The sequence below is a fragment of the Nocardioides sp. NPDC087217 genome (assembly GCF_044744805.1).
Classification (GTDB): domain Bacteria; phylum Actinomycetota; class Actinomycetes; order Propionibacteriales; family Nocardioidaceae; genus Nocardioides.
The window spans coordinates 66,426-91,683 of the sequence record NZ_JBIUZB010000007.1; the positions used below are offsets into that span (position 1 = coordinate 66,426).

At 67.2% G+C, this 25,258-nt stretch carries 25 protein-coding genes; 15 read left to right on the forward strand and 10 right to left on the reverse strand.

Annotation, left to right across the window (positions count from 1 at the left end):
- The first annotated feature begins 19 nt into the window (after positions 1-19).
- The 3 genes from gcvT (at position 20) to ACIO3S_RS25140 (ending at position 3,000) form a co-directional block, all read left to right on the forward strand.
- On the forward strand, positions 20-1,123 hold the full coding sequence (gcvT, locus tag ACIO3S_RS25130) for a glycine cleavage system aminomethyltransferase GcvT (RefSeq protein ID WP_400468570.1): 1,104 nt from the start codon (positions 20-22) through the stop codon (positions 1,121-1,123).
- A gap of 20 nt (positions 1,124-1,143) precedes the next feature.
- The gene (gene gcvH / locus ACIO3S_RS25135; RefSeq protein ID WP_400468857.1) at positions 1,144-1,515 is read left to right on the forward strand and encodes a glycine cleavage system protein GcvH; all 372 of its coding nucleotides are present in this window, start codon (positions 1,144-1,146) and stop codon (positions 1,513-1,515) included.
- Between the two features lie 78 nt (positions 1,516-1,593).
- Positions 1,594-3,000, forward strand: a complete 1,407-nt coding sequence (locus ACIO3S_RS25140; protein WP_400468859.1) for an L-serine ammonia-lyase — start codon at positions 1,594-1,596, stop codon at positions 2,998-3,000.
- Positions 3,001-3,034: 34 nt separating this feature from the next.
- On the opposite strand, the gene ACIO3S_RS25145 is transcribed toward ACIO3S_RS25140, so the two are convergent.
- The 4 genes from ACIO3S_RS25145 to ACIO3S_RS25160 form a co-directional block, all read right to left on the reverse strand.
- Positions 3,035-3,850, reverse strand: a complete 816-nt coding sequence (locus ACIO3S_RS25145) for a hypothetical protein (RefSeq protein ID WP_400468572.1) — start codon at positions 3,848-3,850, stop codon at positions 3,035-3,037.
- Entirely contained in the window at positions 3,837-4,475 is a 639-nt protein-coding gene (locus tag ACIO3S_RS25150) for a hypothetical protein (RefSeq protein WP_400468574.1), read from the reverse strand. Before ACIO3S_RS25150 ends, ACIO3S_RS25145 begins: the two co-directional genes overlap by 14 nt.
- 152 nt (positions 4,476-4,627) lie before the next feature.
- Positions 4,628-5,002 carry a DUF1622 domain-containing protein gene (locus tag ACIO3S_RS25155; protein ID WP_400468576.1) on the reverse strand — a complete coding sequence of 125 codons (375 nt, stop codon included), beginning with the start codon at positions 5,000-5,002 and terminating at the stop codon, positions 4,628-4,630.
- A 6-nt stretch (positions 5,003-5,008) separates the two neighbouring features.
- Entirely contained in the window at positions 5,009-5,767 is a 759-nt protein-coding gene (locus ACIO3S_RS25160; protein ID WP_400468578.1) for an alpha/beta fold hydrolase, read from the reverse strand.
- Positions 5,768-5,945: 178 nt separating this feature from the next.
- On the opposite strand from ACIO3S_RS25160, the gene ACIO3S_RS25165 reads away from it, so the two are divergent.
- From ACIO3S_RS25165 to ACIO3S_RS25190, 6 genes are all read left to right on the forward strand, one after another.
- The gene (locus ACIO3S_RS25165) at positions 5,946-8,705 is read left to right on the forward strand and encodes an AAA family ATPase (protein ID WP_400468580.1); all 2,760 of its coding nucleotides are present in this window, start codon (positions 5,946-5,948) and stop codon (positions 8,703-8,705) included.
- Between the two features lie 81 nt (positions 8,706-8,786).
- A complete protein-coding gene (locus ACIO3S_RS25170) occupies positions 8,787-9,578 on the forward strand; it encodes an alpha/beta hydrolase (protein ID WP_400468582.1) in 792 nt (263 codons plus the stop codon).
- A gap of 26 nt (positions 9,579-9,604) precedes the next feature.
- Positions 9,605-10,360, forward strand: a complete 756-nt coding sequence (locus ACIO3S_RS25175) for an SDR family NAD(P)-dependent oxidoreductase (protein WP_400468861.1) — start codon at positions 9,605-9,607, stop codon at positions 10,358-10,360.
- A gap of 47 nt (positions 10,361-10,407) precedes the next feature.
- Positions 10,408-11,292 (forward strand): alpha/beta fold hydrolase, encoded by an 885-nt coding sequence (locus ACIO3S_RS25180; protein WP_400468584.1) that lies wholly within the window; start codon positions 10,408-10,410, stop codon positions 11,290-11,292.
- A 7-nt stretch (positions 11,293-11,299) separates the two neighbouring features.
- Complete coding sequence (locus tag ACIO3S_RS25185) at positions 11,300-11,728, forward strand: YybH family protein (protein ID WP_400468585.1); 429 nt, start codon at positions 11,300-11,302, stop codon at positions 11,726-11,728.
- Positions 11,729-11,777: 49 nt separating this feature from the next.
- Positions 11,778-12,380, forward strand: a complete 603-nt coding sequence (locus ACIO3S_RS25190; protein ID WP_400468587.1) for an antibiotic biosynthesis monooxygenase — start codon at positions 11,778-11,780, stop codon at positions 12,378-12,380.
- A gap of 37 nt (positions 12,381-12,417) precedes the next feature.
- On the opposite strand, the gene ACIO3S_RS25195 is transcribed toward ACIO3S_RS25190, so the two are convergent.
- Positions 12,418-12,903: an FBP domain-containing protein gene (locus tag ACIO3S_RS25195; protein WP_400468589.1), complete on the reverse strand. Its 486-nt coding sequence runs from the start codon at positions 12,901-12,903 to the stop codon at positions 12,418-12,420.
- A 57-nt stretch (positions 12,904-12,960) separates the two neighbouring features.
- On the opposite strand from ACIO3S_RS25195, the gene ACIO3S_RS25200 reads away from it, so the two are divergent.
- On the forward strand, positions 12,961-13,572 hold the full coding sequence (locus ACIO3S_RS25200; protein ID WP_400468590.1) for a WHG domain-containing protein: 612 nt from the start codon (positions 12,961-12,963) through the stop codon (positions 13,570-13,572).
- Here the strand turns inward: ACIO3S_RS25200 and ACIO3S_RS25205 are convergent, their stop codons facing one another.
- Positions 13,573-14,520: a GlxA family transcriptional regulator gene (locus ACIO3S_RS25205; protein WP_400468592.1), complete on the reverse strand. Its 948-nt coding sequence runs from the start codon at positions 14,518-14,520 to the stop codon at positions 13,573-13,575.
- A 70-nt stretch (positions 14,521-14,590) separates the two neighbouring features.
- Here ACIO3S_RS25205 and ACIO3S_RS25210 point away from each other — a divergent pair, with 70 nt between their 5' ends.
- The 3 genes from ACIO3S_RS25210 (at position 14,591) to ACIO3S_RS25220 (ending at position 17,126) form a co-directional block, all read left to right on the forward strand.
- Entirely contained in the window at positions 14,591-15,649 is a 1,059-nt protein-coding gene (locus ACIO3S_RS25210; protein WP_400468594.1) for a saccharopine dehydrogenase family protein, read from the forward strand.
- A 263-nt stretch (positions 15,650-15,912) separates the two neighbouring features.
- On the forward strand, positions 15,913-16,761 hold the full coding sequence (locus ACIO3S_RS25215) for a hypothetical protein (RefSeq protein WP_400468596.1): 849 nt from the start codon (positions 15,913-15,915) through the stop codon (positions 16,759-16,761).
- Between the two features lie 203 nt (positions 16,762-16,964).
- Positions 16,965-17,126, forward strand: a complete 162-nt coding sequence (locus tag ACIO3S_RS25220; protein ID WP_400468598.1) for a hypothetical protein — start codon at positions 16,965-16,967, stop codon at positions 17,124-17,126.
- A gap of 225 nt (positions 17,127-17,351) precedes the next feature.
- Here the strand turns inward: ACIO3S_RS25220 and ACIO3S_RS25225 are convergent, their stop codons facing one another.
- A complete protein-coding gene (locus ACIO3S_RS25225; RefSeq protein WP_400468600.1) occupies positions 17,352-17,534 on the reverse strand; it encodes a DUF397 domain-containing protein in 183 nt (60 codons plus the stop codon).
- Between the two features lie 124 nt (positions 17,535-17,658).
- The gene (locus ACIO3S_RS25230) at positions 17,659-18,333 is read right to left on the reverse strand and encodes a TetR/AcrR family transcriptional regulator (protein ID WP_400468601.1); all 675 of its coding nucleotides are present in this window, start codon (positions 18,331-18,333) and stop codon (positions 17,659-17,661) included.
- A 410-nt stretch (positions 18,334-18,743) separates the two neighbouring features.
- Between ACIO3S_RS25230 and ACIO3S_RS25235 the strand changes: the two genes are divergently transcribed.
- The gene (locus ACIO3S_RS25235; RefSeq protein WP_400468602.1) at positions 18,744-20,159 is read left to right on the forward strand and encodes a hypothetical protein; all 1,416 of its coding nucleotides are present in this window, start codon (positions 18,744-18,746) and stop codon (positions 20,157-20,159) included.
- Here ACIO3S_RS25235 and ACIO3S_RS25240 read toward each other — a convergent pair.
- Both ACIO3S_RS25240 and ACIO3S_RS25245 read right to left on the reverse strand, forming a co-directional pair.
- Positions 20,147-20,749: an NUDIX hydrolase gene (locus ACIO3S_RS25240; RefSeq protein WP_400468604.1), complete on the reverse strand. Its 603-nt coding sequence runs from the start codon at positions 20,747-20,749 to the stop codon at positions 20,147-20,149. The two genes, ACIO3S_RS25235 and ACIO3S_RS25240, sit on opposite strands and share 13 nt — an antisense overlap.
- On the reverse strand, positions 20,730-21,398 hold the full coding sequence (locus ACIO3S_RS25245) for an HAD family hydrolase (RefSeq protein ID WP_400468606.1): 669 nt from the start codon (positions 21,396-21,398) through the stop codon (positions 20,730-20,732). Before ACIO3S_RS25245 ends, ACIO3S_RS25240 begins: the two co-directional genes overlap by 20 nt.
- Before the next feature lie 402 nt (positions 21,399-21,800).
- Here ACIO3S_RS25245 and ACIO3S_RS25250 point away from each other — a divergent pair, with 402 nt between their 5' ends.
- On the forward strand, positions 21,801-24,770 hold the full coding sequence (locus ACIO3S_RS25250) for a TrlF family AAA-like ATPase (RefSeq protein ID WP_400468608.1): 2,970 nt from the start codon (positions 21,801-21,803) through the stop codon (positions 24,768-24,770).
- Positions 24,771-25,258 lie beyond the last annotated feature (488 nt).

A 25,258-nucleotide genomic window follows, 5' to 3' on the forward strand; every position in this document is an offset into this window, starting at 1 on the left:
CAGGGAGCCTCCCGCACACATGACCTCACCCGTCCCTACCCCTCTGCACGCGATCCACCAGGCGCTCGGCGCCTCGTTCACCGACTTCGCCGGCTGGAGCATGCCCGTCCGCTACGGCTCGGAGACCGCCGAGCACAACGCCGTACGCACCACCGCGGGCCTCTTCGACCTGTCGCACATGGGTGAGATCGAGGTGACCGGCCCCGAGGCCGGACGCGCCCTCGACCACGCCCTGGTCGGCAGGCCCTCGGCGATCGGCATCGGCCGCGCCCGCTACTCGATGATCTGCGCCGAGGACGGCGGCATCATCGACGACCTGGTCGTCTACCGGCTCGAGCAGGAGCGCTACCTGGTCGTCGCCAACGCGAGCAACGTCGGTGTTGTCGCTCCGGCTCTGGTCGAGCGGGCCGAGGGGTACGACGCCGTGGTCCGCGACGCCTCGGCGGAGTGGGCGCTGATCGCGGTCCAGGGCCCCGCCTCGGCGGCGATCCTGGCCGCTGTGACGGACCTGGACGTCTCGTCCCTGAAGTACTACGCCATCGACGCCGGCACGGTCGCCGGGGTCGAGGTCCTGCTCGCTCGCACCGGCTACACCGGCGAGGACGGTTTCGAGATCTACTGCGCGCCGTCGTCGGCCGCTGCCGTCTGGGAGGCGCTCACCGAGGCAGGTGCGCCGCACGGCCTGCAGCCCGCCGGACTCGCCTGCCGCGACACCCTCCGGCTCGAGGCCGGCATGCCGCTCTACGGTCACGAGCTGAACCGCGAGACGACGCCCTTCGAGGCCGGGCTCGGCCGAGTGGTCTCCTTCGACAAGCCCGACGGCTTCGTCGGCGACGCCGCCCTGGCCGTACGCCGCGACGAAGGCCCACGCAGCGTGCTCGTCGGCCTCTTGGCTGCCGGTCGCCGCTCGCCGCGGGCGGGCTACGCGATCGTGGACCCGGCCACCGGCGACGAGATCGGCGTCGTGACCAGCGGCTCACCCTCGCCGACCCTCGGACGTCCCATCGCGATGGCGTACGTCCGGCCTGACCGCGCCGCCGCCGGCACCAAGGTCCACGTCGACGTGCGCGGCAGCCGTGAGGACGCCGAGATCGTCGACCTTCCCTTCTACTCCAAGAAATGAGCCGAGAGATGAGCGCAGCCATGAGCAACCCGACCCACCTGTCCTACACCGCCGAGCACGAGTGGATCGAGACCCGCGGCGACGTCGCGCGCGTCGGCGTCACCGCCTTCGCCACCGAGGCGCTGGGCGACATCGTCTTCGTCGAGCTTCCCGAGGTCGGCACCAAGATCACCGGGGGAGAGAGCTGCGGCGAGCTGGAGTCGACCAAGTCGGTCAGCGACCTCTTCGCGCCCGCCGACGGCGAGATCCTCGAGATCAACGCGGCCGTCGTCGCCGACCCCGCGCTGATCAACAGCGACCCGTTCGGCGCCGGCTGGCTCTTCGAGATGCGTGTCTCCGGCGCTCCCGACCTGCTCGATGCTGCGGCCTACGACGCTCTGATCGAGGAGTGAACTGTCGTGACCGCTGCTGCTGAAGCGGAGCCCGAAGCGATGGGTGTTGTCAGCGGCGTCGCGACCCCCGTCGTGGCGATGACCTTGAGCACCTTCGACCTGTACTCGATCGGGATCGGGCCTTCCTCGTCCCACACCGTCGGACCGATGCGGGCCGCGAAGATCTTCGTCGACGGCCTCGTCACGGACGGTCTCGTGGACGCGGTCACGCGGGTGAAGGCCGAGCTGTTCGGGTCGCTCGGCGCCACTGGTCACGGTCACGGTTCGGAGGGCGCGGTCCTGCTCGGCCTCGAGGGTGAGGAGCCGGCGACCGTCGACACCCGGGCCTCGTCCGGTCGGGTGGCGGCCATCAGGGAGCGCCGGGAGCTGTCGCTGGGCGGCGCCACCCCGATCCGCTTCTACGCCGACACCGACCTGGTGATGCATCGCCGCAAGAGCCTGCCGGGTCACCCCAACGGCATGGTGTTCACCGCCTACGACGCCTCCGGAGAGGTACGCCGGGAGCGCACCTACTACTCCGTCGGCGGCGGCTTCGTGGTCGACGAGCACGCCTCGGGCGCCGCCCGCGTCGTGCCGGACCACTCACCGGTCCGCTTCCCCTTCACCACCGGAGCCGAGCTGCTCAGCACCTGCGAGCGCGAGGGCTTCCGAGTCTCCGACCTCATGCGCGCCAACGAGCTCACCTGGCGTACGGACGAGGAGATCCGCGCCGGCCTGCTCGAGATCTGGCGGGTGATGGCGGACTGCGTGCAGGCCGGCTGCGACCGTGACCCGGTCACCGATGGCGTACTTCCTGGTGGCCTGCGGGTCCCGCGCCGGGCGCCGCTGCTCTACCGCGACCTGTCCTCCGGAGCCGGTGCCCAGGACCCCTTCCGGGTCATGGACTGGGTCAACCTGTTCGCGCTGGCGGTCAACGAGGAGAACGCCTCGGGCGGCCGGGTCGTCACCGCCCCCACCAACGGCGCGGCCGGCATCGTGCCCGCCGTCCTGCACTACTGGGTACGTTTCGTGGCGCCCCAGGCCGGGCTCGACGAGGCCGCGATCGAGGACGGCATCGTCCGGTTCCTCCTCACCGCGGCCGCCATCGGGATCCTGTGCAAGACGAACGCGTCGATCTCCGGCGCCGAGGTCGGCTGCCAGGGCGAGGTCGGCTCGGCCTGCGCGATGGCCGCCGGGGCGCTGTGCGAGGTGCTGGGCGGCAGCCCGGAGCAGGTCGAGAACGCCGCCGAGGTCGGCATCGAGCACAACCTCGGCCTCACCTGCGACCCGGTCGGCGGGCTCGTGCAGATCCCGTGCATCGAGCGCAACGCCATCGCCAGCGTGAAGGCCATCAATGCCGCCCGCCTCGCCCTCAACGGCGACGGCTCGCACAAGGTCAGCCTCGACAAGGCGCTCAAGACGATGCGCGAGACCGGCGCCGACATGAAGATCAAGTACAAGGAGACCTCCCGCGGCGGCCTCGCGGTCAACGTCATCGAGTGCTGAGTCGAGGCGGCCACGAGGTCCGTTCGGTCCGGGATCAGTCCGTGTCGGTGAGGATCTCCAGGGCCGTCGCCGCGTCGATCCTGTGCTGGGCGGTCAGTACGGTCCAGGAGATGTCGTCTGGGGTGAGCCGGATGCGTAGGGTCTGGAGCCGTGACCGGTCGGAGCCGGTGAAGCCCTCGCGCTCGGCGAACGGGTCCTCGATACAGGCAAGCAGGATCACGGCGTCGCGCAGATGCCGGTCACGGTCGCGGGAGTCGGTCCTGTAGGCGGCGGCCTTCAAGATGAGAGCGCCGAACGCGCCGGGTACCGAGACTGTGGTGATTGTGCCGGGCTCGATCTCCAGACGCGCGTTGATGGTGCGCCGCAGTGCCTGGGTGCCGCCCTCGATGCGGACCATGTCGCGTCCAGCGAGCCGCTCGGTGACCTTCGGAGCGTGGTGGTCGGAGACCAAAACGTCGACTACCTCCTCCGGCTCCTCATCGTGACGGCCGGCGACCAGATCGATCTTGCTGCTGCCGCGATAGAAGCGGTGGGCGGTGTTGTCACGCGGATCGACGGCCGAACGCAGGTCGTAGCCGAGGGAGCGCAGCGCGGTCGCGGTCTCGGAGACGACGCCGCGGGAGGTCTCGATGTGCAGCACGATGTCGACATCGTTCGTCGGGGGCAGGATGCCCAGGCCGTGGTGGATGGAGTGCAACTGGGTCATCAGGCCTCCGACCAAGGTCCACTTGTCGGTCGGCAGCACTGCGGCGATCTCGGCGACGTTCGGCCACGGGTCGGGCCAGCCGCCGACGGCGGTGGCGATGTCGACGGTCGGGCGCTCGATGCCCAGATGCTTACGGCCTGACATTCTCGCGGAACAACTCCAACCGGCGGATCAGAACTTGCTCTCCTACGCCGCGTTCACGGGGGTCGAGGGAGGTGGCGGCATCGACGGCGGCGAGCGTCCTGTTGGAGGCTGACAAGTACTTGATGAAGTCGATGTCCATGTGGGTGTAGCGCAGGGTGATGGACCCGGTGCTGTCCTCGCCCAGGTGGCAGCGGCGCACGAGGTCTGCGATCAGTTCTGCATGGATGTAGCCGTCGACGACGGTGTCGTCCTCGACGAGCCCGAGCCGTTGGCGGCCGGGGATGACCAGCTCCTTGCGAACGCGCTCGATGACGGAGCGGTGGCCCGACCAGGTGGTGACGGTCGCGCGGTCGCGCAACCGGATGGCCAGTTCGGCCGGGTCGGTGATCTCGCGCAGAGTGGCGCGGAGCCGGTACATCTGGACATCGCCGAGGCCCAACGGAGCCGCGCCCGAGAGCATTGCGATCGCTCCCCAGGCGGTGTGCTCGGCCCAGGTCCGGGTCCGCCCCGAGCCGCGCTCGGCGCGATAGCGCTCTACCGATGTGCGGTCGAAGATGCCGCGGGCGACGCGGGTGATGGAGCCCGTCTCGGCGAGGACGCGGACTTGGCGCGCCTCGACGCCCAAGAGGTTGGATACTTCTTGGGTGGTCAGGAAGTCGTCCCTGATTGCCATAACAGAATACTGCCTCTTCCGGTTGTTATCTGTAAACCGGCAGTGCGGTCGGCGGTCGTTGGCTCACACATTGTCGCGAACCAGTGGCGTTCATCAGCCGCCTCCTAGATGGAACCGTGGCTCGGTGAGCGCTCCGAGCGCCGCCACGGCAATGCGCCATTGAGTTCGACTTCGAGTGAGAGGCTCAGGAACGTGCGTACGACGACGATGAGGCCCAGCGCCATGGCACTCCGCAGCGTCGTGTCCACGGTGATCGTGAGGACGATGTCAGCGATGATCAGCAGTTCCAGCCCGAGGAGAATGGCTCGCCCGACGCCCCGACGGACACGTTCGTAGGCCACGGTCGTTCCGACATGCCTGGCTACCACCAGCGCGGACACGAAGGCGGCCATCGCTCCTACCACTAGGACGAGCACGCCGGCCACCTCAAACCCGTGAACCACAAGTTCCATGAGCGGGTCGAAGTCCGTGTCTGTCATGGGTCGCTACTTCCGGGCAGGTTCGCGCTTGCCAGTGACGGATTCGACCGCCTCCAGGATCGTCTCCGTTACGGCGACAGGTTGGGAGATCATCACCGCGTGCGATGCGGCGACTGTGCCGAGGGTGGCACCAGCGCGGTTCGCCATCCAATGCTGACCCGCGGGCGGGATGGCGTTGTCCTGCTCCGCGACCAATGCCCAACAGGGCGTGTCGTGCCAGGCAGGACGCGCGTCTGCGGCAGCGGTGAGCGCGCTCACGGACAGAGGGCGCTGCATCAGCGCCATAAGACGGCTGCGGTCCTGGGGCAGGTCGGCGGCGAACACCTCGGAGAAGCGCGGCACCGCGATGTAGAGGTCGGTGTCCGTCCCACCCGGGGCGCTCGGGTTGCCGAACGGCCGCTCGACGAGCGTGTCTGGCCCGAGCAAGCTGCCGGGAAACCGAACCGGATCCAGGACCGTGGCGATGCTCTCACCCTCGTCGAGGATGTAGGCAGCGACGAAGACGAGTGCCGCGACGTTGTCCGCGCGGCGTGCTGCCTCACCGATCACGGCCCCACCATAGGAGTGGCCAACCAGGACCACCGGGCCCTGGATCGTTGCCAGGACGCTGCGTACGTGGTCGGCGTCCGGGGCCAGCCCACGGAGCTGGTTCGAGATGGCGATGACCGGCAAGCCTGCTGCGTCCAGGGCCGAGATCGTCGCTGACCAGCCGCCGGAGTCGGCGAAGGCGCCGTGGACGAAGGCAATCGTGGGTGTGGTCGGCATCTAGGTCTCCTCAGTGGTGGATCGGCCTTGCGGCGCGTGTCATCCGAAGATCTCTCGCGGGCCGCCGCGTCCGCTTCAGCACGATGACCGAACCGCTGACTGGTCGCGGACGCCCGAGGTGGCTGCGGTGAGATGCCCGGGAGTGGACGAAACGCACTATCGAGGGGATGCTCAAGGGGTGACTGCGGTCGAGGATCAACCGCTGTTCGGCCGGGCGGACATGCTTCGAAACTTGCTCGACGATCTGGACGACGTCGAGTCAGGAGGCTTTGCGATCGGGCTCAGCGGCGAGCCCGGGGTGGGAAAGAGCGCAGTCCTGACCAGCGTCATGAGGCACGCCGCAACTGCCGGCTTCACGGTCCTGAGTGCGCGCGGCAGCGAGTCGGAGTCGCACCTGCCCTATGCCAGCCTGCACCAACTGCTGCGGCCGGTGCTCGCCCGCGTCAGCCGGTTGCCAGCTCAGCAGGCCCAGTCACTGCTCGCCTGCTTCGGCATGGTCGACCACGTGGAAGCGAATCGATTCTTCACCTCGCTCGCCGTCCTCGACCTGCTGGCGGAGTCGGCAGGCGAGGCGCCGGTCTTGGTGTGTCTCGACGACCTGCACTGGATGGACCGCCCTTCCGTCGACGCGCTCGCGTTCGTGGCTCGCCGTATCGCCGCGGAACGGATCGTGCTCCTGTCCACATCGCGACGCTCCGACCAGTTCCTCGGCGACGAGCAGGTCGTCCGGTGGATCGAGCTGCCGGCCCTGTCGGTGGACGCCGCGCACGAGCTGTTGCGCGCACGGGCCCCGGATCTCAGCCCGGCGCTGCACAACCGCGTGATCGCGCAGGCCAGCGGCAGTCCCCTCGCACTCGTGGAGTTCGCGAGCGCGCTGAGCGACAAGAGCTATGGGTGGCCCGAGTTCGACGACGAGCTGCCGATGACGCTCCGCCTTGAGCGGGCATTCGCCGCGCGGGCCGACGGGCTGGGCCCGGCGGCCCGCGCGATCATAGACGTGGCTTCCATCAACGATGGTGATGACGTCGACGAGGTCCTGAGGGCGGCGGCCATTGTGTGCGGAGCTGCCGTCGACCTTGGCGATGCACGGCCCGCGGTCGATCTCGGACTGCTCGCCGTCACTGGCGCCGCCCCATATGCCTTCACACATCCGCTGATTAGGTCGGCGGTCAGGCACGCGATGCCGCAGGAGCGGCGCGAGCTGGTGCACTCCGCGCTGGCAACGGTCCTTTCCGTTCACTCTGAGCGCGCCGTCTGGCACCGGGCCAGCTCGTTGTCGGGTCGCGACGAGCTTGTCGCGGCGGACCTGGAATCAGCTGCCGGCGATGCTCGGCGGCGTGGCGCGTACCCAACTGCCCTCTCCTGGCTCGAGCGAGCAGCCCTCATCAGCCCGGACCCGCTCGACCAGGCTGCGCGACTGCTCCGTGCTGCCGAGGTCGGCTACGAGCTCGGCAGGTTCACCGAGGTTGAGCAGATCACGGACCAGGTCACCCGGATGACCCTCCGGCCTCGTGACCGGTCACGGCTCACGTGGTTGACGGGCGCATTCCACGATGGTTCCGCGAGTGACCCCTCGGACGTCCGTCACCTAGTGGATCTGGCCCGGGAAGCGACCGCTGACTCGGACGTCGAACTCGCAATGCAACTGCTGTTCGGTGCGGCACGCCGCGTGTGGTGGCGCGACCCTGGTGAGACGGTCAGGCGAGAGATCGTCAGTGCCACGCGCGCGGTCCCGTTGCCTGGAGCGGATCCTAGGGTGCTGGCCGTCCTCGGCCTCGCCGAGTCCCTTGAGTTGAGCGGCCCCGTCATGAAGCAGTTGGATCGCGTGGAGATCGACGGTGGCGGAGCAGCCGACGTCGCGGCGCTGCTGGGCATCGCGGCGTTCTGCGCGGGCGACTTCGTCCGTGCCGAGTCGTCCCTCTCCACTGCGATCGTCGGCCTGCGCGCTGAAGGTCGATTGAGCCTCCTTGCAGAGGCGCTCGCGATCCGCGCCTGGGCGGAGATCAACCTCGGTGTGTTCGACCCGGCTCGCTCGGCGGACGAGGGCATGCGCCTGGCCGAGGAGACCGGTCAGCGGGTGTGGGCCGGCACGGCGCAGCTCGCGGTGGCGCTCATCGACGCGGTCGGCGGGGGTTGGGACTCGCATCACCGCCTGCTCGCCCAGGCCGAGAGGACAGCGCTCCAACTGCCGAACGCAAGCTCGTCGCTGCTGGCGGGAGCGCAGATGGTACGCGGCATCGGCGAGCTCGGTGCGGACCGGCCCGACCAGGCGTACGGCGAGATGCTCCGGGTCTTTGATCCAACCGATCCCGCCTTCCAACGGGTGCAGCAGGTGTGGACGATCAGCTACCTCGCCGAGGCTGCGGTGCGTACCGGCCGTCGGGAGGACGCTAGGGCATTGGCCGCCTCGGTCGCGGAGATGACGAACGGGTTCGCCGCGGTCGGCACGGAGGTCGCGCTGGACTATTCGCGCGCTGTGCTGGCAGACGACGCCGACGCCGAGGATCTCTTCCGCGAAGCGCTCGACGGTGCGGGCCGACGCTTTCCGTGGCACCGAGCGCGCGCCCAGCTGGCCTACGGTGCGTGGTTGCGCCGCCAGCGACGAGTCACTGAGTCCCGCGATCCTCTCCGGGCGGCTCGTACGGCGTTCGAGGCAGTGGGCGCCAAGCCGTGGGCACTTCGTGCCGATCACGAACTGCGGGCGACCGGCGAGCGCGGGTGGCAGCCTTCGGCGGACGGCCGGGCACAACTGTCTCCCCAGGAGGCCCAGATCGCCGCGCTGGCAGCACAAGGCCTGTCCAACCGGGACATCGGCCAACGACTCTTCCTTTCACACCGCACCGTCGGCTCACACCTCTACCGCATCTTCCCCAAACTCGGCGTCACCAGCCGCCAGCAGCTCGCCGATGCGCTGAAGCAGGGGCAGTCATCCGACTGAAGCCGAGGGGATCCGCCTCGTCCTAGTCTCCGAGAAACGTCCTGGTGCGACCAGCAGCCGGGACCGGACAAGGAGGCGAACGTGACTACTCCAGTGCTCTTCATCCACGGGCTGTGGCTACATGGCAGCTCGTGGGAGCCGTGGCTGCAACGGTTCCGCGACGAAGGCTACGACCCGTACGCACCGGGGTGGCCCGGCGACAGGGAGACGGTGACGTCCTCCCGGCAGGACGAGAGTGCGATCGGTGGCCACGGCATCGACGACGTGACGGCCCACTTCGCAGCGTTGATCGAGAAGCTGCCCGAGCCGCCGATCATCATCGGGCACTCATTCGGGGGGATGATCGCCCAGAAACTGCTCGGGCAGGACTATGCCAAGGCCGCCATCGCCATCGATGCCGCCCAGATCAAGGGCGTGCTCCCCGTCCCACTCTCGGCGTTGCGCGCAACGCTGCCGGTGTTCAAGAACCCCGCCAACAAGAACCGAACTGTCTCGTTGACCGCTAAGCAGTTCCGTTTCGCCTTCGGCAACGCCGTCTCGGCGGAGGAGTCCGACGAGCTTTTCGAGCGATGGACCATCCCCGCACCGGGCAAGCCGCTGTTCGAGGCCGCGACGGCCAACTTCAATCCGCACTCGCCGGCCAAGGTCAACACCAACAACCAGAACCGCGGCCCACTCCTGCTGATCGCCAGCGGGAAGGACCACACCGTTCCTGAGTCCGTGACGCGATCGACGCTGAAGCAGTACCGGCACTCTGAGGCCGTCACCGACCTGATGACCTTCCCTGATCGCGGGCACTCCCTGACGATCGACTCGGGTTGGTCCGAGGTCGCCGACAACTGCCTGGGCTGGTTGCGGAAGCAGTCGCTGTGAAACTCGACCTCGCCGGCCGGACGGCTGTGGTTACCGGCGCAAGCAAAGGCATCGGCCTCGCCGTGACTCGGGCTTTGGTCGATGAGGGAGCCAACGTGACGGCCGGCGCGCTCACCGGCTCGGACGAGCTGACCGCGCTGGCCGAAGAAGGCGTGGCCACCTTGCTCGGCGACCTCACGACCGAATCGGGATGCCAGGCGCTCGTCGACCTCGCCGTGGACCGCTTCGGCGACATCGACATCCTCGTGAACAACGTCGGTGGGGTGCGGCCGCGCACCGATGGCTTCCTCCATGTCACCGATGCCGACTGGTACTGGGCGTTCGAGCTGAATCTGCTATCCGCCGTACGCGCGACGCGCGCGGCGCTACCGCACCTGCTCGTGGCGGTGCCGTCGTCGATCGTGACGGTCTGCTCCGTCAACGCCTCACTGCCAGATCCGGGGGTGATGGACTACAGCGCTGCCAAGGCGGCCCTGAGGAGCTTCTGTAAATCGCTGTCCAAGGAGGTCGGACCCTCCGGCGTACGGGTCAACACGGTGAGTCCCGGACCGGTGGAGACGGCGCTGTGGCTCGGACGGGATGGTGTCGCTGACACAGTCGGCCGAGCCCGCGGCCTCGACCCCGCCGCTGTCCGTGAGGCGGCCGTCTCAGACACCGCCACCCGACGGTTCACCCGAACCGACGAGGTGGCCCAACTCGTGCTGGTCCTCGCCTCCGAGACGGTCGGCAACGTAACCGGCAGCGACTTCCTGATCGACGGCGGCATGGTCACCACGGTGTGACCACCCTGCCAACCACCCTGCGAACCACCCACGAAAGGTAGAAGCCCATGCCGCCAACCCTGCACTCTCGAGGACGTCACCACGTCCGGGGCAAGCTCTGGACGAGGCTGGCCATCGCCCTCGTCGCCGCGATGACCCTGTCCATCGGCCCCGCCGCCTTAGCGACGCCAGCCGACACCCGGCAGCAACCCGCCAGCGCGAGCGCCACGAAGCCCACCATCGTCTTCGTACACGGCGCCTTCGCGGACGCCAGCGGATGGGGCCAAGAGGTCATCGCGCTCCAAGGCCTCGGCTACGACGTCATCGCTCCGGCCAACCCGCTGCGCGGCCTCACCCACGACTCCGACCACATCCGATCGGTCCTTGCGACCATTCCAGGACCCGTGGTTCTCGTCGGCCACTCATACGGCGGCGCGGTCATCACGAACGCCGCTCGAGGCGCGGACAACGTCGAGGCGCTCGTCTACGTCGGCGCGTTCATCCCCGACGCCGGCCAGTCGATCCTCACCTCGTACGACCCGACACGGTATCCCGGCTCGCTGCTCGGGCCAGACACGGTCGTCGTGCGACCGGTCTCCAACCCGGCGGCCCCGGGAGGCCACGACGCGGACGTCTACATCGCCCCGGCTTCCTTCCGCAGCGTGTTCGCCGCCGACCAGAGCCGAGCCGTCGCTGAGATGATGGCGGCCACCCAGCGCCCGCTCAGCAACTTCGCCCAGACCGAAGCGTCCGGTGAGCCTGCCTGGAGGACGATCCCAAGCTGGGCGCTGGTCACCTTGAACGACCGGGCGATCTCGCCAGGCGGCCAGCGTTTCATGGCCCAGCGCGCCGGCTCCCACATCTACGAGGTGCACTCGGCGCACGACGTGATGGTGTCCCACCCCGACGCCGTGGTGAAGCTCATCCTGCGTGCCGTCCGAGCGGCCGGGTGAGTGCGCGATGACCACCGAAACGACACTGGGGACGGCACCCGCGGACTTCCAGGAGTTCCTGGACGATCTGCACCAGCGGCACGAGGGCCACGCCACGCGCAGCGAGACGGAAGCCTTCCTCCAGCTCTGGTCGCACGCCCCAGACGCATCGATCATGGCGGCAGTGGGCGGCCATCACGTCGGGTACGACCAAGTGGCGCACGTGCTGACCTGGGTCTCGGAGCGAGTGACGTTCGAGTCTGTCCAACAGCACGTGCTCATCCTCCAGGTGCACGGAGACCTCGCCTTCAGCGTCGCGCTCGAGGACTACACCAACACCATCCGGGAGCCCCACGCAGCGACGCTGCGGGCCACGCAGGTGTACCGCCGCGAGGACGGTGCCTGGCGACTCCTCCACCGGCACGCCGAGGCACTGACCCCAGTGGCGCAGCTCTAGACGGTTTCCGACGGTCGGAAGTCGGAGCCGCGCGACGGAAGGAAGGTCGATGACCACTCATCAGAATGCCGAAGGCCCAGCGACGCTCACGATCCGTCGTACGGTGCATCCCGGCAGGGAACGTGAGTTCGAGACAGAGTTCGCCGAGGTCCTCGCCGCGGCGGCAGCGATGCCTGGCTGGGTCGGGGGCAGCGTGCTCGCCGTCGGCACCGGCCCCGCCGAGTACGACGCGCGCCTGCACTTCGCCAGCCAGGACGCGCTCGACGAGTGGGTTCGGTCCGACACGCGACGCGCCTGGCTCGAGCGTCTCGAGGTGCTCTCGGACCAAGCGACCGTCGCGCGACTCGGTGCCCAGGACGCCTGGCTCGTGCCTCCGCACATCGTTCCCATCCGCCCTCCGCCCAGGTACAAGGTCGCCATGCTCACCTGGCTGGGCATCTACCCGCTGATCACGGCAATCCTCGCGATCGCCGGCCCCCACATCGCACACCTGCCTGTCTTCGTGAGGTCCCTGATCCTCACCGCAACCGTGATCCCGCTGATGACCTGGTGGGTCATGCCCCTCCTGACCAGGGTCACGTCAACCTGGCTGCACGGGCAAGACGCCGACCCGATCCGCCGCGACCGTCAGCCCGGGCTGACCGAGGGCTGACCTGGTCCCGCAGAGGCCTCGCGGGCAACGTCATCCGTCACGCAGGCCGAAGCACTCGCGCGACGAACGAGTCGAGGTTGCCGAGCAGCCGGTCGATCTTCTGCTCGACGCTGAGGGTCTCGTGGATGACCGGACTGTCGAGCTTGCGCTTGCCGCGGGCCTTGAGGGAGCAGTCGAGGTCGGCGCAGATGTAGGTGCCGACGGAGTTGCCGTCCTGCCCCGCACGACCGGCGCGGGAGGCGACCAGCAGCGCGACGTCACCGACCGTGGTGCACAGCGCGCACATGGTCTTGCGCGGCCCGCGCGACTCGCGGGATGCCCGCAGGGCGACGCCGCAGAGCCGCCCGTCGTGCTCGGTGACGAGGTAGTGGTTCTGTGGCGCCTTGGGGTCCTGCCAGCCGAGGTAGTCGAGGTCCTCCCACGGCCGTTCGGCCAGGTCAGCGGGGAGGTTGAGGCGCTTGGTCGCACCCTTGGTGAGGTTGACGAAGCAGGAGCGTACGTCGGTCTCGGTCAGCGGCTTCATGCCAACGATGCTAGGTTTCCTACAACTCGTAGGCAACTCGTTATCGGGAGGAATCCGATGGGTCGACCTGGACTGAACCGGAGCGACGTGATCGCGGCCGCCGCCGACCTGGCCGACGAGCTGGGCTTCGACGCCGTCACGGTCTCGGTCCTGGCTCGGCGCCTCGGCGTCAGGTCGCCGACCCTCTACTCCCACATCTCCAGCGGCACCGACCTCCGCACGGCCGTCACCGCGTACGTCCTCGACGAGCTCGCCGACGCCACGACCCAGGCGATGACCGCGGGGGAGGGCCGCGAGCTCCTCGTCGCTTACGCCAACGCCATCCGTGACTTCGCCCGCCGCTCACCCGGCCGCTACGACGCCACCACTCGCCAGCGGGTCCCGCCCGTTCCTGCGGGGGAGTCCCGGCTCGACTCCGTGGATGAGGCGATCACCGCCGGCCGCCGCAACGCCGACCTCGCCCTCGCCGTCGTCCGCAGCTACGGAGTGACCGAGGCCAACGAGACGTACGCCGTCCGGCTGATGTCCAGCCTCATCCATGGCTACATCACCCTCGAGCTCGCCGGCAGCTTCGCCCACAGCGAGCCCCACAGCGAGGCCACCTGGCCCGAGGCCCTCGACGACCTGGACCGCAGCCTCGGGCGGATGGCACTCGGCCGGGGCCACTGATCAGTCGGCGAGCCGGAAGGTCGTCCGGTAGGTCGTGGGAGTCACGCCGAGGGTGCGGTGGAAGTGACGGCGCAGCGTGGCCGCCGTGCCCATCCCGCAGCTGCCCGCGATCTGATCGATCGAGGCGTCGGTACGCTCGAGGAGCTCCTGGGCACGCGAGATGCGCTGGTGGTGCAGCCAGTCCAGAGGCCCGGTCTGCAGCTCGGCCTGCATCCGTCGGGCGAGTTGGCGGGTGCTGAGGCCGGCGTGGTCAGCCAGCTCGCGGACCGTCAGGGGCTGGTCGAGTCGGGCGCGCGCCCACTCCAGCGTGGGCGCGAGGCCGTCGGGAACACGGGGCTGCGCGGGTGGGGTGATGAACTGCGCCTGTCCGCCGGTGCGGTGGGCAGGGACGACCAGGTTGCGGGCGATCCCGTTGGCCGCGGCGGCGCCGAGGTCGCTGCGTACGAGGTGGACGCAGAGGTCGAGCGCAGCGGTCTTGCCGGCCGAGGTGAGCACGTCGCCCTCGTCGACGTAGAGCACGTCCGGGCGGACGTCGACCTGCGGATAACGCCGGGCGAGCTCGTCGGCGTGCAGCCAATGCGTCGTCGCGACCCGGCCGTCGAGCAGCCCGGCTGCGGCCAGCACGAACGAACCGGTGCACAGGGACGCGATCCGCGCGCCGCGCTCATGGGCGCCGCGGAGCGCCTCGAGGAGCGCGAGGTCGGGGTTGTCGTCGAGATCGACCGAGGACGGGACGACGACGGTGTCGACCTCGGCGATCGCGTCGTAGGAGGCCGTCGGCAGGCCGGCCAGCCAGGGATGCGGTGCGCCGTCGGGAGTGCAGACGACGAGGTCGTACCACTCACCGCCGGGAGCGAGGTCGGAGTGGTCGCCGCCGAAGATCTCGGAGGCGATCGCGACCTCGTAGAGCATCGAGGAGCCGTGCAGGACGAGGGCGAGCCGAGGCATGTCGCAAAGTGTACGTAGTACGTCGTTTCAGACACTCGTTCGGCTGGTTTCGCGGCCCGAGGATGGAGCCATGAACACAGATGAGCGAGTCCTGGTCTATGGCGCCACCGGTCACACCGGGCGTTTCGTTGTCGATGAGCTGGTACGCCGCGGGCTGACCCCGGTGCTCGCCGGCCGCAGCGCGGAGCGTCTCGCCGACGTCGAGCCTCGCCATGCCTCCCTGGAGAGCCGAGTCGTCGGCCTCGACGACCCCGAGCGACTGCGGCAAGCGATCGCGGGCGTTGCCGCGGTCATCAACTGCGCCGGGCCCTTCCTCGACACCGCGCTCCCACTGGCCCGGGCCGCGGTCGAGTCCGGTGCCCACTATCTCGACGTCACCGCCGAGCAGCCGGTCGTACAGTCGCTCTATCGCGAGCTGGACGCCCCAGCCCGAGACATGGACGTCTCCGTGGTCCCGGCGATGGCGTTCTACGGTGGCCTCGCCGACCTGCTCGTGACCACCGTCCTCGGCGGCTCGTCGGCCGACAAGGTCGAGGTCGCCATCGGTCTGGACCGCTGGTGGCCGACCCCCGGCACCCGGATCACCGGAGCCCGCAACACCGCGACTCGTCTGGTCATCCGCGAGGGCTCCCTGGTCCCGTTGCCCAGCCCCGCGCCGACCGGCGCTTGGTCCTACCCGGAGCCGCTGGGCGAGCAGTCAGTGGTGGAGCTGCCGTTCTCCGAGGTGATCACCATCAACAACCACCTCGACGTCGGTACGCTCCGCTCCTACCTCAACAGCGCTCCGCTCGCCGAGCTCCGCGACGAGGCGACACCCGAGCCGGCCGCGAGCGACGAGTCAGGACGCTCGGCACAGCGGTTCGCCGTGGACGTCCGCGTACGTCAGGGGGCCGACGTCAAGCGCATCACCGCGACCGGCCGCGACATCTACGCCGTCACCGCACCGATCGTGGTCGAGGGCGCCGTCCGGCTCCTCGACGGCCGCCGCCGTCGCTCTGGTGCCGGGGCACCGGGGGAGATCTTCGACGCCGCCGATGTGCTCAACGCGCTCGAGCGCGACGGTCAGGCCATCACCGTCGAGATGTTTGACAGTCGGCTCCCGGCCATGGTCGCGCGTCTCCGCGGTTGACAACTCGTGACCGCCAGTCCGATGAGCGGCGAGCGCAACGCTTCACCGTGGACGCGTCAGGTATTTGCTGAGCACCAGGCCTGGCACGAGGTACGTGTGCTGGCAACAGCCGCCCTGATCACGCTTGCGTGATCAGGGCGTCGTCCGCAAGCGACGATGTGACGCGGGTGTGAGAAGCGAGCAGATTGCTGGGGCGGAGCGGAGTCGCATCTGGCAGGATCCACCTCCATTGCCAGACCGAGGAGATTGGGACGAAGGCTTTCATGGGCGCGAAGCGGGTTGCGGAGTTTCGGGAACGGCTTGATCGTGACGGGCAGATCGCAGTTCGGTTCAGGTGGGCCAAGGTGGTCGCCGGGTCTCTCCTGTGGGTCGCGTTTCCGTTGTTGACGTGCGTGGCTGGAACCCTGATGATCCGCGACGGTGAGGATGCCGGGTTGGGTGTTGCACTTTTCGGCTTCGCGTGTGGGGTGTTCACCTGGATCCGCTACGCGGAGACCTTCTTCGGGCGCGGCCCAGCCTTGCGAATCGCTAGGGACGGATTGACGATTCGTCGGTGGCGGACGCCTATGACGGTGCCGTGGTCTGACGTCGAGGGACCAGCGCGGGTTACTGAGGTCGGATCTCAGGGCGACGCTTTCGTGATGCGTCTGTCTGCTCAGGCTTACGAGGGTTACCTGGAGAGCCTTCCCCGGATCATCAGGCGGGGCGTTAGCGGACAGGACCGGGGCGGCGTTCGGCTTCCCCGCGTCTTTGAACTCTCCTTGTCAGACTTCGAGGCACTTCTCGACCGCAACACCATTCAGTCGATGGTGACGTGTGCCTCGCCGTACAGTCTCGAGGTCGGCTGGGGCGTAGACGACGAGGGCGGATCAGTGTTGCGGACGAACGCAGGGTGGTACGTCAACGAGGATGAGCTTCCGATCTCGACCTCGATGCGCACGGAACTGGCGAAATGGCGGGATCGCACATTGCCGATCAGCAGAGAGTCTGCCAAAGATGAAGGCGACTGGCGCGAGGTCGAAGCCATGGTCGAAGAAGTCCAGTCCGACGGCGAGCGGCTCGCTCGCCAACTGCAGACTGAGCTGGGGAGCGGTTCCAAGGTCACCTATTGACGACTTCACGCTGGCCTCGTCTCTGTGGTTGAGCGATGTGACCTGCGCAAACACCGGCCGGATCACAAATCTTCGATCACATGGCAGGAGTCCGGTCACGCGGATGGCCACGGCGCAGCCTCACTGATCGCGATGTTGAGCGCCGCCGACCTACGCTGGACTCAGGGGCACAACAGATCCCAGCCAGAATCGAGGCGATTCACATGTCAGCGATCTCAGGCATCCACGGTGACGAACGGGTGGAAGACGAGGTTTCCGAAAGCCGCGTCCACAGCGAAGCGCCCGCCGAGGGCGATCTTGAATTCGCCGAAACCGAGATCCGGGCACATTCCATGGACCCGGCGGAGGGAGCCAGCGAAGACTGAGTCAATTGCGGCGTAGGTCTCTGGCGCCTGCCAGGCTGCGCAAGGCCGCGTTGAGGATCGGTCGGTGACCGTGGCAGGGACGCGCCTCGGGCGAGAACCAGGACCGCCAGTAGGACATACAACGCAGCACTCCAGAGTGCTCCGGGTCTACCTCAACGCTGCCGCTGCACTGCGGGCACTGGTCCATAGCGGAACCCCCTACGGCTTGACGTCGAACTCGCCGACCTAGGCACCGGTCAGGAAGTCTGTCCACTCATCCGTCGTGAACTCGACGGTCTTGCCGGTCGTGGAGTTGCGGACCGCCACCGTGCCGGGACGGTTGGTCGCGACCTCCACGCACCGAGGGTCGTTGTTGTCGTACGAGCACGCGGTGGACGTGCGGAACATGAACTCGGGGAGTGCGGTCATGCGCGTACCCTTCGTGGGTTCTGCTCCGGGGAGACGGTCCCCGCACCGCTTTGCCACTGCCTACGGCCTCGTCGACGGGCCTGTAGGAACCCAATGCTGCAAGCCTCCTGCGCTCCTCGACGACCTAGACCACACGCTGGCTCTGCTGACTGCCCCACGCCGATAGCGCAACGAGGTCGGACCGGAGCGCCGCTGCACGGTCAATCGCCTCGTCGGCCTCCGCCTGGGTGCAGCCGCACAGGTGTAGGGAGCCCGCTGCGATCTCTTTGGCATGGTCGCTATCGACTTCGTTTCCCTCGGCCCGCTGCGTGATCACGCCCTCCACCTGCTGGATCAGCATCGAACCGAGTGCTGGGGGAGAGGTGGTCACTCCGTGTTGGGCGGCAACGCGGGATCCGAGATCGGCGTACGCCTCGACGAGTTCGCCATGGGCCTGGCGGAAGCTGGCGTAGTCGAGGTTGGTCGCGGACACGACGTCAGGCAGTCGGTACAGAACGCCGACGTTGTTCGGCACCCGCGCGAGCGTGTCGATGTCGACCAGCGCGAGTAGGCAGAGGGCGGTCTCGACACGCTCTGGTGGGACCAGTCCGACGATCTCCTCGACCACCATCTGCGTCGGCCTCACGGTCGTGGCCAGCAGCGCTGCGAGGATCTCGTCCTTGCCCGCGAAGTGGTAGTAGAGCGATGCCTGGCGGATTCCGACCGCCTCGGCGATCTCACGTGTCGAGGTCGCGGCGAAGCCCTTGCTCGTGAACAAGCGTGCGGCTGCCTCCAAGACTTGCTCGCGCGGTGTGCCCACGCCGATGTCCGGGATGAGTCGTGGTCTGCCTGGGCGGACCCTGCTGAGCGATGACATCCGAGTCTCTCTGTCGCTTCGGCTTGGCTGGAGTCCGGGCGGAAGGTGGCTTCGAGGGCCATCGGTCCGCCCGGATGAGTCGAGTCTTGACTCGGGCCGGGCCAAAAGACCCTGCTCTCTGCGGAACCTTCCGCAGAAACTTCCGGGCGATGGAAGATCTGCTCTCCGTGACTTCCGGGGCCGTCCGCGGGAGCTGGTCCCGGGTAGCCTCCATCCAGGTGCAATGGACGAAGTGTTGGCCGGCCAGCGCTCGGGAGGTGGACATGGCTGCGCGAAGTGCGAAGGCGTCACGGGATCAGGTACGTGACGAGTTGCTCGCCGCCGGACTCTCAGTGCCAGCGGTGGCCGCTGGGATGGCAGACCGGTTTGGGCTGCGGCCGCGCCTCGCGTGGCGCTACGCGCTGGACTGGCCGCAATGGCGTCTTGCCCAGGAGTTCCGCGTCGCCAACCCCGGCCTCGCGGTCACCGAGAGCCGAATCTCCGAATGGGAGAACTGGCCCTATGGCGGCACCAAGCCCACACCTGAGGCGCTCGCCGGTCTCGCGGTCGCCTTCGGTCACGGCTGTGTTCCTGCGGACCTGGTCGACGCGTTGGACCTCGCACACCTGTCCCGCGCCGAGCAGGCTCTCTTCTCTCGACCCGCGGCGTCGGCTACGGCGCCTGCCTTGGTCGGGCACGCCGCGAACAGCCTCGACTTCCACCCCGACTGGTCCTTGAGCTTGGGAGAGGCGATGACAATGTGGCAGCAAGACGTGAACCGTCGTGACTTCCTCCTAGGCGCAGGCTTCAGTGCCTCGGCGTACACGATCCCAGCCTTCAGATGGCTCACCGCGCCGCCAACCGCGGACGCCGTCGGCACAGGCGCACGAGTCGTCGGCACACCGGATGTCGAGCTCGTGTACCAGATGCTGCGCGCCTTCCGCGAGGTGGATAACAGGTTCGGTGGCGGCCAGGTCCGTGATGCCGTCGTACGCTTCCTCAGCACCGACATCGCTGCCTTGCTCCAAGGACGCTATGACCGCGCGGTGGGCAGTCGCCTCCTCTCGGTCGCAGCCCAAGTAACACAGCTGGCGGCGTGGACCTCCTACGACATCGGCCGGCACGCGACGGCACAGCGCTATCTCACCCAGGCGCTTCGGATGGCGGCCGCCGCAGACGATCGTCCGCTTGGTGCGGAGATCCTCGCTGCCATGAGCCATCAGGCGGCCTACCTCCGCCAAGGGATGGAGGCGGTCGATCTTGCCCGTGCTGCCGAACGCGCTGCCACCGACTCGGGAATCGGAGCCCTCGCAGCAGAGGCCGCAGTGCTGGAAGCACAGGGACATGCCGCACTCGGTGACGAGGCGGCCAGCGCCGTCGCTCTTGATCGCGCCGAGCGTGCCTTCGACAAGGCCGAGAACACCGCCACTCCCCAGTGGCTGGGCTACTTCGACCAGTCGTACCTGGCGGCGAAGTTCGGTCAGTGCTTCACAGCGCTCGGCCGCGGGGACCTGGCGCTACCGTTCGCGCAACGTTCCTTGGACATGGACGGCTCATACGCCAGGGGCCACCAGTTCAACCTGGCGCTCGTGGCCCGCGCTCACCATCAAGGGGGCGAGGTTGAGCAAGCCGCCGAGATCGCCGTCGACGCCGCGAAGGCAGCGGTCGAGCTGAAGTCAGAGCGGTCGCGTGACTACCTGCGCGACCTGGCCAGCAGGCTCGCACCTCACGCGGGACTGCCAGCAGTGCAGGAGTTCATGTCTCTCCTGTCGCCTGCTCAGGCCTCCTGAACCCGAAGCCTGCCCTCGGCGCGAGCCAGCAGCAGCTTGTACAACGGCGCGACCGAGCCCGCCCCGATGATCTTGCCTTCGGCGATCAAGCCCTCGATCTCGTCCAGGGGGATCCAGCGGACCGTGTCGGTCTCGTTGACGTCGGGAGCTGCACCGGTGTCCGTGGCCCCTCGCGCGAGGTAGATGATGTTCGGCTGGTCCACGGTGCCGACCAACGGCTGGAACTCCAGGAACTTCTCGATCGTGCGTGGCCTCCAGCCGGTCTCTTCCTCGGCCTCACGCAGAGCAGCGACGTGCAACTCTTCGCCATCATCGAGGTAACCACCCGGCAGTTCCCACACCCATTTGTCCTGGATGAACCGATGCCGCCACATCATCAGCACGCGCTCGGAGTCATCGACCATCAGCACCAGGACTGCCGCGGGAATCCGCATCACCCACTGATCGAACAGTGTCCCATCCGGAAGCTCCACGCTCGCTCGACTGAGCACCATCTTCAGCTTGTCGTCAACGATCTTCTCGTCATGGATGATCCACTGGGTCGCGCTGCGCTCGGCCATGGGGATCAACTTAGCGGCCGTCCGGTCCACTTTCGTTGAGGGCTGCGATCCACTTAGGAAGCTCGGCGAGTGAGGAGATCCGGAGCGTCGCGATCTCGTCTGCCGCCGGATCGTGTTCCTGGATCATGCCCCACGGCCCTCGTCGGATCAGCGCTGTCGCCAGCCCAGACTCAGCGGCCGGCCGGATGTCGTTGTCGAGCCGATCACCGACGTAGAGGATCTCCTCCTCCGCGTACGGAACGGCCTCGATGACGTGCTCGAAGAACCCCAGATCCGGCTTGCTCACACCCCAGTCGTCGGAGGTCGCGACCATGTCCACCGGAAAGTCCAGCTCCCGAAGGATCCGCCCCGCGCTCAGCGTCTGGTTCCCGGCCAACCCCAACCACAACCCGTCCTCGCGCAGCGCCTTCAAAGCAGGACGTACGTCGGGGTAGACGTCATCCTCCCCAAACCGCTCCGCCTGCCCGGCCTCTTCCCGCTTCCGCCGTTCCTCGGTCAGATCGAACCCCGGCTGGAACACCTGGAACGCCTCGCGGTAGTCCATCCCGCGAGCGATCACCGCCCCGAACACCGCCGAGAACGTGTGCCGCGGCACCCCCAGCCAGTCCGCCCAAGTCCCGTACTCGCGGGTCTCGTCAACCAGGCACTCGCCGACATCGAACACCACCGCCCGAATCATGGGTTGGGATCCTTCCACACCACCTCTGTCATAGGCGGCGAAGTGACGCATTTCAGTTGGGTGAGCTGCTGGTTCAGATGGTCGAGGTGATGGCCCGATTCGCTCCTGCGGTGACGGGGTCGGCCACGGTCGGCACATGCGATCGCTGATACCGGATGAACTGCTCCGCTACGGAGGTCGTCGATGTCACGAAGCCCGTCTTTGCCTGTTCGCGCGGACCCTGCCGACTTATTGCGCAACGGCCCGCACACGGGATCGCCTCGCCGACCGCGACTCAGCCGCCGGGCCGGATCGAACTGGGTGGTTTTTCCACAATGTCGTGTCGACCTCATCTTGCAATGATTGAATGACGCGCGTTTGGTTGCCCGAGATGCGGGCTCCGTCGTGTTGGGGGTTGACACCGTGCCACGTCTGCTTGCACAAGGTTCCGTTTGGCGCAGATGGGAACCTCACGTCCACCTGCCGGGAACGCTGCTCAATGACAACTTCGGGCGGACCACAACGGCCGAGGCACTCGACGCGCTCGCCGCGTGTAATCCAGCGATCGAAGTCGTAGGCGTGACCGACTACTTCTCGACGGCGTCGTTTCGCCGAGCAACCGACGCGTACGCGGCGGGGGCGGGCGCAAACCTCACCTACTTGTTCCCGAACGTTGAGATGCGCCTGAACGATGCAACCGCCCGGGGAAACGGCGTCAACATCCATGTCCTCGCAGCTGCAGACGACGTCGATGTCCTCGACGATCTCTTGGGGCGGCTAAACTTCTCGTTCCAAGATAGGGACTATAATGCGAGTGACTCCGGGCTGATCTCCCTCGGACGTGCATACCTCGGTAGTGATGTGGTTGAGACGGCCGCGCGCAAAGAGGGCGCGAACCAGTTCAAGGTCGCTTTCGACCAACTTCGTGGGCTGTTTCAACGGGATTTTCGGCTCAGGGAGCGGTGCCTCGTCTTCGTGGCAGCCGGTCAAGACGGCACGTCGGGCCTGCGCTCAGACGACGGCGGTTTTGCCGCTTACCGGCAGGGACTCGAACGGTTCGCACACGGCATATTCAGCGGCAACCCAAACGACCGCGAGTTTTGGGCCGGAAGGAAGCCTCGGTCGGTTGAGGAGATCGAGGCGGACTACGGCTGCCTCAAGGCCTGCCTTCACGGTAGCGACGCGCATCAACCTGACAAGCTCGGCGTTCCCGACCTCGACCGCTTTACCTGGCTGAAGGGCGACCCCGCCTTCGAGACACTTCGGCAGGCTTGCCTATCTCCCGAACGCCGAACATGGGTCGGGTCGACAACCCCGGGGGTCGGCCAACACGGTCGCATCGACTCGGTATCGGTCAACGACCAAGACTGGTTCATCGACGGGACTGTTCCGGTGAACACGGGTCTGGTCGCGATAATCGGCCCGCGAGGCTCCGGTAAGACGGCCCTGGCGGACATCATCGCTGTCGGGGCTGGCTCACATGACCCATTCGAGAACGACGCGGCGTTCGTCTGCAGGGCCGGCAGACTGCTGGACGGCTCGATGTCAACGACTGGATGGCACGATGAAGAATCCACTTCGCACTCCCTCGGACAGTTGCCCGATCCTGCCGAACCGCAGCGCCGCATCCGTTACCTGAGTCAGCAATTCGTTGAACGGCTTTGCTCGTCCGACGGCGTGCGTCCAGAGCTGTTGCACGAGATCGAGAGAGTAATCTTCGAGACTTGGCCGGTCGAGCAGCGACAAGGTGCCACATCCTTCCGGGAACTGCTCGACATTCGGCTCGCCTCGGCCCGCGCGGCACAGACCGACGAACTGAGCGAGATTACTCGACTCAGCGCAGCGATCACGGAGCAACGAGTTGTGCAGACCGATCTGGCCGGTAAGCAGCGCAGGCGTGCAACTCTGTCGACGAGCATCAGCTCACTTGAGAGTCAAGTCCGCGAACTGACCGGACGAGCTGACGCTGCCAGCAGCGAACGGCACGGACTGATCAGCTCGGCCCTCGCGACGCGACAGCGCGAGCTTCAGGCCACTGATCGGCGCCTCACCGATCTCAGGGGCCTCTTGGCCGCAGTGACAACCACACGCACCGTCAACTTTCCGGCGCTTGTGCAAAGGCTGCAGAACACCCACCAGCACGCCGGACTTACGTCAGACCAGTGGTCCTCGTTCGAGCCCATCTTCAGCGTCGACGTGGACACAATCCTGGGCGAAGCCATCGCAACGACGACGACGCAACTGTCATCCGTTGCTGGTACTCCACCCGACTCCTCGCGGGCGACACAAATCCAAGATGTCCAGCCACCAGATTTCGCCCAATTGACGGTCGCGGAGCTCACTGCCGAACAAACGCGGCTACAGAACCTTGTCGGGCTCGATCGGCAGCGAACGAGACAGCTCACGGCCTTACAGGCGCAGTTGACGTCCTCGCGAGGCGCGCTGGTCAGACTTGACGAGGAGATCGCGCACGCGCAGGGTGCAGCATCGCGAATTGACCAACTCACAGAGCAACGCTCCAGCCACTACGCCGCATACTTCGACCACTTACTGAATGAGGAGCAGGAGCTGCGACTGCTCTACGCACCGTTGGAGCAGATACTTCAGGGATTCGGCGAAACCGTCGCGAAACTCAAGCTCTCTGTGAAGCGGAAGGTCGACCTTGACGCTTGGGTGACCCGCGGCGAGGCACTTATCGACTTGAGGACCGCTGGACCCTTTCGTGGAAGCGGGGGCCTGAAGCCGATCGCTGAGCAAGAACTCCTAACATTCTGGGAAACGAGCGATGGCGACGCGGCTGCTCGGGCGATCCAAGAGTTCTCGGCTAAGTACAGCGCATCGTTGCGAGAGCACGCGCCGGCAGCGCGGTCCAAGGAGGCCGCCTACCGCGAATGGGAGCGAGGCATCGCGCATTGGCTGTACAGCGTGAACCACATTAGCGTCGTGTACAGTTTGGAGTACGACGGGTTGAATGTTGAGCGCCTGTCGCCGGGCTCCCGCGGGATCGTTTTGCTGCTCCTCTATCTCGCGATCGACCAAGGCGAGACGGATCCGCTGATCATCGACCAGCCCGAGGAGAACCTCGATCCCAAGTCGGTTTACAGCGAGTTGGTCGAATTGTTCCAGTCAGCGAGCGAACGACGACAGATCATCATGGTGACGCACAACGCGAACCTCGTGGTGAACACCGACGTGGATCAAGTCATTGTGGCGTCCTGCGAAGGGCTGGAGGAGGGCAAGTTGCCCAGGCTTTCCTATGAAGCAGGCGGCCTTGAGAATCCACAGATCCGTCAAGCCGTCTGTGAGGTCCTCGAAGGCGGCGCCGACGCTTTCCGGCAACGTGCGCGAAGGCTCCACATCGACGCTCCAGCCACGCCGAGACTTGACCCGTAGCTGGGCATGCGGCGACGTTGACCTCGGGCGGTCGGCGCTCGATGCCACGGCGAGTTCGAGACCTTCGCAGACTGTCGGCAGCTCAGGAGGCCCATTCCGCGAGGCGCGACGTCACACTCGGCGAAAACATCCATCACTGGGACCGGCACCTCGTCGACCGTCGCTTCCCTCCCTGATGGGCCACGTCGACCAAGCGGAATGAAGCCTCGAGCGCGTCGTTCACGTTTCCTTCGCCGTGGTCCTTTAAGACCAGCTCACGTGTCGCCTACTTCGGCGGGTCAAACACGCGTCTATCTGGGCGGTACGTCGCGCACCGCCATGCACACGGTCGCGGTGAGTGTCATCCCGCCATTATCCGGACTGAACGCGTGTCTTCGGTGACCGGACCGAGGAATCGAACCTGGAACTTGTGCGCGGAGGACGAGGACTTCGCGCACAATGACTCGACGCCGACGTATCAGCTTGGTTCGCGGACCCTCGGCTTACTG